The sequence below is a fragment of the Mycobacterium venezuelense genome (assembly GCF_054919535.1).
This window is the reverse complement of sequence record NZ_JBONDW010000029.1, coordinates 58089-64908: the sequence shown is the minus strand read 5'-3', so window position 1 is coordinate 64908 and position 6820 is coordinate 58089. Positions and strand designations below refer to the sequence as shown.

Sequence of the window (6820 nt, the reverse complement as noted above, 5' to 3'; positions counted from 1 at the left end):
GCCCCTTACCCCGCTTGGCCGTCGGCACACCCTGCGCGGCCTCACGGGCGCGGCGCTTGGCATCCCACAACGCGGTGGCCCGGGCCTGGGCGGCTGCGAGGGCCGGTTTAAGCAGTTCGTACGTCTCGACCAGGGCGCGCAGCTGCTCCTCCGACGCCCCAGGATCGATATCGAACAAACTTTCGAACACGTGATCGATGCTACGCCCACCCACCGACAAGTCGGTTCGGCAGACGGCAGACTGCACTCTCATGGTCAGCGAAGCGGTGTTCATCGGCGGGCGTTCGGGCGCGGGCAAGACGACCGGCACCTCGTGTCCAGCACCGAAATGAGTACACGGCTACAAGCCGCTGCGGCTCACCACATTCCCACCGACGATCGCACCGTAGGCGACATCGCCGTCGACATCATCCGCATCACGGGATGGTGAGGACGTCACGAGTCCGCGTTGGATACCGTGGCACCGTGCATCGGTTACGCCGGGCCGGCCAGAAGTGTGCTGTGTCCGCTGCGGTCGTGGGAGCTCTCGCATGCGCTGCGGCATGCTCGCAGCCCGTGCCCGGGAAACCAGTTGCCGGCAATGATCCGTCCGGCCCGCCGACCTCAACTTCTCCGAACAACCAATGGCGCGACCATGTCCTGCCCTCGGACTGCTTGCTGACCGGTCAGCAGATGTCTGCCCTCGCCGGCGTCGAAGTCGACGACGGCCACGACACTGACGTCAAGAGCGCGGACGGGACCGTCGGCCACAATTGCAGTTACTACGCCACGGCGGGCGGCGTGCCTTCGTTCACCGCACAGATCAAGGTTCAATCGCCGACCACTGGAGTGATCACCGAGGCGATGCTCTCGGATATCGGCAAGCCTGGCGCCACAGAGATTCCTGGCATCGGCCAACGCATGATCGTCGAACCCGTCACGACCCCAGGGGCATTCCCCGCGATGCGCGTAGCCACCGACAAGTATCTGGCGAACGTCGTACTCGTGGCCGGCAACATCCCCGGGCCGCCCGACCTCGCAGCGTGGAAGAAGGCGGCATCCGAGATTGTCGAGTCGCTACCCGACTAGGAATCCAGCCAGGGTCCGATGCGGCGCAGCGCCTCTTCGATGTCACTCGTCGGACCGGCGAATGACAGCCGGACATAGGAGCCGCCGCGGACGGTGTCGAAGTCGATGCCGGGAGCGATCGCAACGCCCGTGTCTGCCAACAGCTTCGAGCAGAATGACAGCGAATCGTTGGTGAACTCGCTGACATCGGCGTACACGTAGAACGCGCCGTCGGTCGGTGCCAGGCGGTCGATCCCGATCGCGCGCAGCCCGTCGAGCAGCAGTCGCCGGTTGTCGGCGTAGTGGGCTAGCAGACCCTCGGCCTCGCCGAGCGATTCCGGCGTGAACGCGGCCACCGCGGCGTGCTGGGCCAGCGCGGGCGGGCAGATCGTGAAATTTCCGGTCAGGCAGTCCACGGCGCGACGCAGCTCCATCGGGACCAGCAGCCAGCCCAGCCGCCAGCCGGTCATCGCGAAGTACTTTGAAAAGCTGTTGACCACCACCGCATTTCGTGAGGTCTCCCACGCGCAGCTGGTCGCCGGCGCACCCTCGTAAACAAGGCCGTGGTAGACCTCGTCACTGATCAGCCGGACGCCTGACGCGTCGCACCAGGACGCGATCGCTGCCAGCTCCTCGGGCGGGATCACCGTGCCGGTGGGATTGGCTGGGCTCGCGACGATCACCCCCTGCACGGGCGGATCGAGTTCGTCAAGCATGGCCACGGTCGGCTGGAACCGGGTCTCGGAGCCGCACGGAATCTCCACGACCTCACACCCGAGCGCCGTGAGGATGTTGCGGTAACACGGATAGCCCGGGCTGGCGATCGCCACGCGATCGCCGACGTCGAAGCAGGCGAGGAACGTCAGCAGGAATCCGCCCGAGGATCCGGTGGTGAGCACGACGTCGTCGACCCCGACGTCGATTCCGTACTTGCTGTACGACGACGCGATCGCCGCACGCAGTTCGGGGATGCCGAGCGCCACGGTGTAGCCCAGCTGATTGCGGTTCAGCGCCGCGACGGCTGCCTCCCGCACCGGCGCCGGTGCTCCGGCGCTGGGCTGGCCGGCTGACAGATTGACCAGGTCACCGTGCGTGCGCTGGCGCTCGGCGGCAGCCAGCCACACGTCCATGACATAAAACGGCGGGATACCGGCGCGCAGCGAAACGTCCATCCCAGCCAGGCTAGAACACCTCGACTTCGAGCCGCCGAAGGTGCTCGCGGGGCGGACCGAGCAGCTGCGCGCTGCCGTGGGCTCGCTTGAAGTAAAGCTGGATGTCGTGTTCCCAGGTGATCGCGATACCGCCGTGCATCTGGACGGCCTCGGCGGTCACAGCTGACAGCGCCTCACTGGCGAAGTAGCGGGCGAGCGAGGCCGAGGTGGGTGACGGGTCCGCGATCGAGTCGTGCACGACGGCTCGCGCGGAGGCCACCTTGACGTAGAGGTCGGCCATCCGGTGCTTGAGTGCTTGGAAGCTGCCGATCGGGCGGCCGAACTGTACGCGGTCCTTGGTGTATGCGACGGTCAGGTCAAGACAACGTGATGCGGCGCCGATCTGTTCGGCAGCCATCAACAGCGCGGCGGTGTCGGCGAGGCCGGGATCGGCGCCCAGCGTGGCGGTCTCTCCTGGCGTGACTGCCGACAGCCGACGAGTGAGATCCATCGTCGTCTTGGGCAGCGCGGTGAAAGTGGTCCAGCGGGTGAGGTTCTCACCATCAGCGGCGATGACGACGTCGGCGACGTCACCATTGATGACGTACTCGGGATCGAACACCACCGCCCCGATGGACGTGCCCTCAGCCAATGCCTCGAGTGGCTCGGCGTGATCGGTTGCGAGCAGCGCGAACTCGGCAAGCGTGGTACCGAGCAGCGGGGTGGGGACGAGCGCCTTACCGAGCTCCTCGAGAACCACTGCGGCGTCGGCCAGTTCGCCGCCGGCGCCACCCAGCTCCTCGGGCACCACCAGCGCGGCGGCCCCGACCTGCTCACACAGCAGTTGCCACAACTTCTCGTCGTAGCCGCGCTCGGATTCCATCGCCGCGCGCACCGCCTCTGGTGACGCATGCTTGTCGACCAGCGCGGCGACGGTGTCGCGCAAGAGTTCGCGTTCTTCGCTCACGAGAGGACCTCCAGCAGTCGGCGCCGGTGCAGTGTCGGATCTCCCCAGGCCGAGCGCAGCGCCTGCACACGAAGCAGTAGCAGGGAAAGATCGTGTTCCTGGGTGAACCCGATGGCGCCGTGGGTCTGCAGCGCCGATCGAGCGGCAAGCAGCGCCGCATCCGCGGCGGCGACCTTGGCCGCACTCACGTCGCGTGCCGTCTCCGGCGATCCCTGCGTCAGTGACAGCGCCGCGCCGTACACGAGCGGGCGGGCCAGCTCGACCGCGATGTGCACATCGGCGAGCTTGTGCTTGATGGCTTGGTAAGAGCCGATGATCCGACCGAATTGACTGCGCTGCTTGGCATATTCGACGGACTGGTCGAGCATGGCCTGACCCGCACCGACCAGCTGGGCGGCCGTGGCCAGTACACCGAACTCGTAGGCGCGCGCGGTGTCGGCGGGCCGCGCGTCACCGGTCGCGTTCACGTCGAACAGCTTTCGCGCGGGGTCGACGGACTCGTGCTGCGTGCCGGCGGCACCTTCGCGAACCTCGCCGTCACTGCCTACCAACACGAGGCCCGCGGTGTGGGCATCGACGGCGCGCGGCACCTGGGGCGGCAGCGCGACAGTGGCGATCAACTCGCCCGACGCCAACGCTCCCGACCGCTCGTCGTCGGCCAACAAGATCGGTGCGACGCCGATGGATTCGGTGACCGGACCGGGCACAGCCCAGTAGCCCAGCCGCTCGAATGCCACGACGGCATCCACCGGGTGGGCTTCGATGCCGTCGAACTTCTCGGCCACCAGAAGAGCCGTCACACCGAGGTCGGCAAGCTGTGACCACACCTTGCGACCGGGCGCGGTGTCGCCGGCCGCCCACGCCCGGACTGCAGCGGGTACGTCGGCGGCGCCGAGCGCCGCATCGATACTGGCCGCGAAATCGCGCTGCTGTTCGTCTATCTCGAAGTTCACTTGCTCTTCCCTCCAGATTCACGCGGTAGGCCGAGCAATCTCTCTGCGATGATGTTGCGCTGAATCTCGTTGGTGCCGGCGTAGATCGGGCCGCCGAGCGCGAACAGCAGTCCTTCGGTCCAGGAGTCCATGAGTTCGCCGTCTGCGCCTCGCATGTCGAGCGCGGTCTGATGCAGTGCGACGTCGAGGTCTGACCAGAACACCTTGGTCACCGATGATTCGGCGCCGAGCTCGCCGCCGTTGGCCAGCCGTGTCACGGTGCCGAAGGTGTGCAGCCGGTAGGCCTGCGCCTTGATCCAGGCGTCAGCCACCCGATCGGTGAAGACCGGATCCGGGTTGGCCTTCCAGAGCGACACGAGGCGCTCGGCCGGAGCCAGAAAGCGGGCCGGGCTGCGCAGTGACATGCCGCGCTCGTTGCTCGACGTGCTCATCGCCGCGCGCCAGCCGTCGTGCACCCCGCCGATCACGTCGTTGTCCGGGACGAACACGTCATCGAGGAAGATCTCGCCGAATCCGGTGTCGCCGCCGAGCTGGGCGATCGGGCGCACGGTGATGCCCTCGGCCTTCAAGTCGAACATGAAGTACGTCAGGCCCTTGTGGCGCTGCGCTTCCGGGTCGGAGCGGAACAGGCCGAAGCCGCGCTCGCCGAACGGTGCGCGTGAGCTCCAGATCTTTTGGCCGTTCAGCTTCCAGCCGCCGTCGACCTTGGTCGCCGTCGACCGCAGCGATGCCAGGTCGCTACCCGATTCTGGCTCGGACCACGCCTGGGCCCAGATCTCCTCGCCGCTCGCCATTTTCGGCAGGACCCGGTCGAGCTGTTCCGCTGTGCCGTGCGCGAACAACGTCGGCGCGAGCATCGAGGTGCCGTTGGCGCTCGCCCGGCCCGGCGCGCCTGCACGGAAGTACTCCTCCTCGAACACCACCCACTGCAGCAGGGTCGCGTCACGGCCGCCGTACTTCTTCGGCCACGCAATCACCGAGAGGCCGGCGTCGAACAGCACCTTGTCCCAGCGCCGATGCTGCTCGAATCCTTCGAGCGTGTCGTACGACTTCGTCGGGAAGGATTCCCGATTGGCTTCCAGGAACTCACGGACCTCGGCCCGAAAGGCCTCGGTCTCGTCGTCGAAACTCAGGTCCATTACACCCTTTCCCGCAGGACCGGCTTGACCACCTTGCCGCCCGGATTGCGCGGCAACACGTCAAGAAACTCCACCGATCGCGGCACCTTGAAGTTCGCCAGATGCTCGCGCGCATAGGCGATAACAGCTGCCTCGTCGAGTTGCGCCCCGGCCTTGACCACTACGAATGCCTTGCCCACTTCGCCGAGCCGGTCGTCGGGCACCCCGATCACGGCGGACTCGGCCACGCCGTCCAGCCGGGCCAGCACCTGCTCGATCTCCGCCGGATACACGTTGAACCCGCCGCAGATGTACATGTCCTTGAGTCGGTCGGTGATCGTGAGGTTTCCCGCGGCATCCAACGTGCCGATGTCGCCGGTGTGCAGCCAGCCGTCGGCGTCGATGGCCGCGGCAGTGGCTTCTGGATCGTCGAGGTAACCGAGCATGACGTTCGGACCCCGCAGCAGCACCTCGCCCGAATCATCCAGCCGCAGCTCGAAATCGGCGATGGGCCTGCCGCATGTCGTCGCGACGGTGACGGCATCGTCGTCAGGCCGGCACATGGTGCCGAACCCGGCGGCCTCGGTGAGTCCGTATGCGGTGAGGACGATGTCGATGTCGAGCTCGTTCTGCATGCGCTCGATCAGCACGACGGGGACGACGGCGGCGCCCGTGACCGCAAACCGCAGTGAGCTCAGGTCGTAATCCGATCGCTTCGGGTGGTCGAGCAGCGACTGGTATATGGTCGGCGGCCCGGGCAGTACGGTGATGCGCTGCTCGGCAACGGCTTTCATCGCTTGCTCCGGATCGAACGTCAACTGTGGAATCAGCGTCGCGCCCGTCTGCAGGCAGGCCAGGATGCCTGCCTTGTAGCCGAAGTTGTGGAAGAAGGGATTGATGCACAGGTAGCGATCGGCGCTGGTGACTTGACCGCACTCGGCCCACGCGGCCGACCCGTCGAGCGACTGCCGATGCGCGCACCGCACGCCCTTGCTGCGGCCCGTCGTGCCGGAGGTGAACAGGATGTCGGAGACATCGTCGGGTTCGACGGCGGCGGCGCGCCGGTCGACCTCGCCAAGATCGGTGCCCTGCGCCACGAACTCGTCCCAAGTCCCGTCGTGCTCGTCGACCGGCACGCGCACGATGTGACGTAAAGCGGGCAGCGCCGCGCGGTCCAGGTCGGCACTCTTGTCGGAGCCGAGGAACTTGCCCGCCGCGATCAGCAGGGGAGCGGCGGTGCGGGCCAGGATGTCGGTGGCCTCGCTCGCCGTGTAGCGCGTATTGAGTGGCACCACCACGCCGCCGGCGTAGTGCGTGGCCAGGCAGGCCACCACCCAGTGCCACGTGTTCGGCGACCAGATGGCGACGCGGTCACCGGGTTGCACGCCTAACGCGATCATCGCCGCGGCAGCCTGGCGAACCTCGTCCCGCAGCTGCGAGTAAGTCAGCCTGCGATCAGTGCTGATCAGGGCGTCATAGTCGCAAAACTGCACGGCAATCCGGTCCAGCACCGCTGGAACGGTGCGGCGGGCGCTCGTCATGGTGCTCCTCTAACAAAGCAAGTGCTTGGTAGGTTAGCCTACA

The 6820-nt window shown here is 66.8% G+C and carries 6 protein-coding genes and 1 pseudogene; 1 reads left to right on the top strand and 6 read right to left on the bottom strand.

The genetic code is table 11. The annotated features are described in order from the left end of the window. Nucleotides 1–190, bottom strand: a pseudogene (locus ACRCUN_RS31660) (HNH endonuclease); the annotation flags it as partial. A gap of 365 nt (nt 191–555) precedes the next feature. Between ACRCUN_RS31660 and ACRCUN_RS31655 the strand changes: the two are divergent. Beyond that, nucleotides 556–1068: a hypothetical protein gene (locus ACRCUN_RS31655; RefSeq protein WP_462145564.1), complete on the top strand. Its 513-nt coding sequence runs from the start codon at nt 556–558 to the stop codon at nt 1066–1068. On the opposite strand, the gene ACRCUN_RS31650 is transcribed toward ACRCUN_RS31655, so the two are convergent. From ACRCUN_RS31650 to fadD3, 5 genes are read right to left on the bottom strand one after another with little or no spacing between them, the layout of a single operon-like run. Continuing rightward, a complete protein-coding gene (locus ACRCUN_RS31650; RefSeq protein ID WP_462145563.1) occupies nt 1065–2219 on the bottom strand; it encodes a pyridoxal phosphate-dependent aminotransferase in 1155 nt (384 codons plus the stop codon). The genes ACRCUN_RS31655 and ACRCUN_RS31650 overlap by 4 nt on opposite strands. A 10-nt stretch (nt 2220–2229) precedes the next feature. Then, nucleotides 2230–3165: an acyl-CoA dehydrogenase IpdE2 gene (gene ipdE2 / locus ACRCUN_RS31645; protein ID WP_462145562.1), complete on the bottom strand. Its 936-nt coding sequence runs from the start codon at nt 3163–3165 to the stop codon at nt 2230–2232. After that, nucleotides 3162–4118, bottom strand: coding sequence for an acyl-CoA dehydrogenase family protein (locus ACRCUN_RS31640; RefSeq protein ID WP_462145561.1), 957 nt, complete (start codon nt 4116–4118; stop codon nt 3162–3164). Before ACRCUN_RS31640 ends, ipdE2 begins: the two co-directional genes overlap by 4 nt. After that, nucleotides 4115–5257: an acyl-CoA dehydrogenase family protein gene (locus tag ACRCUN_RS31635; protein ID WP_462145560.1), complete on the bottom strand. Its 1143-nt coding sequence runs from the start codon at nt 5255–5257 to the stop codon at nt 4115–4117. The genes ACRCUN_RS31640 and ACRCUN_RS31635 overlap by 4 nt, the downstream gene beginning before the upstream one ends. Continuing rightward, nucleotides 5257–6777, bottom strand: coding sequence for a 3-((3aS,4S,7aS)-7a-methyl-1,5-dioxo-octahydro-1H-inden-4-yl)propanoate--CoA ligase FadD3 (gene fadD3, locus ACRCUN_RS31630; RefSeq protein WP_462145559.1), 1521 nt, complete (start codon nt 6775–6777; stop codon nt 5257–5259). The genes ACRCUN_RS31635 and fadD3 overlap by 1 nt, the downstream gene beginning before the upstream one ends. Between the last annotated feature and the right edge of the window lie 43 nt (nt 6778–6820).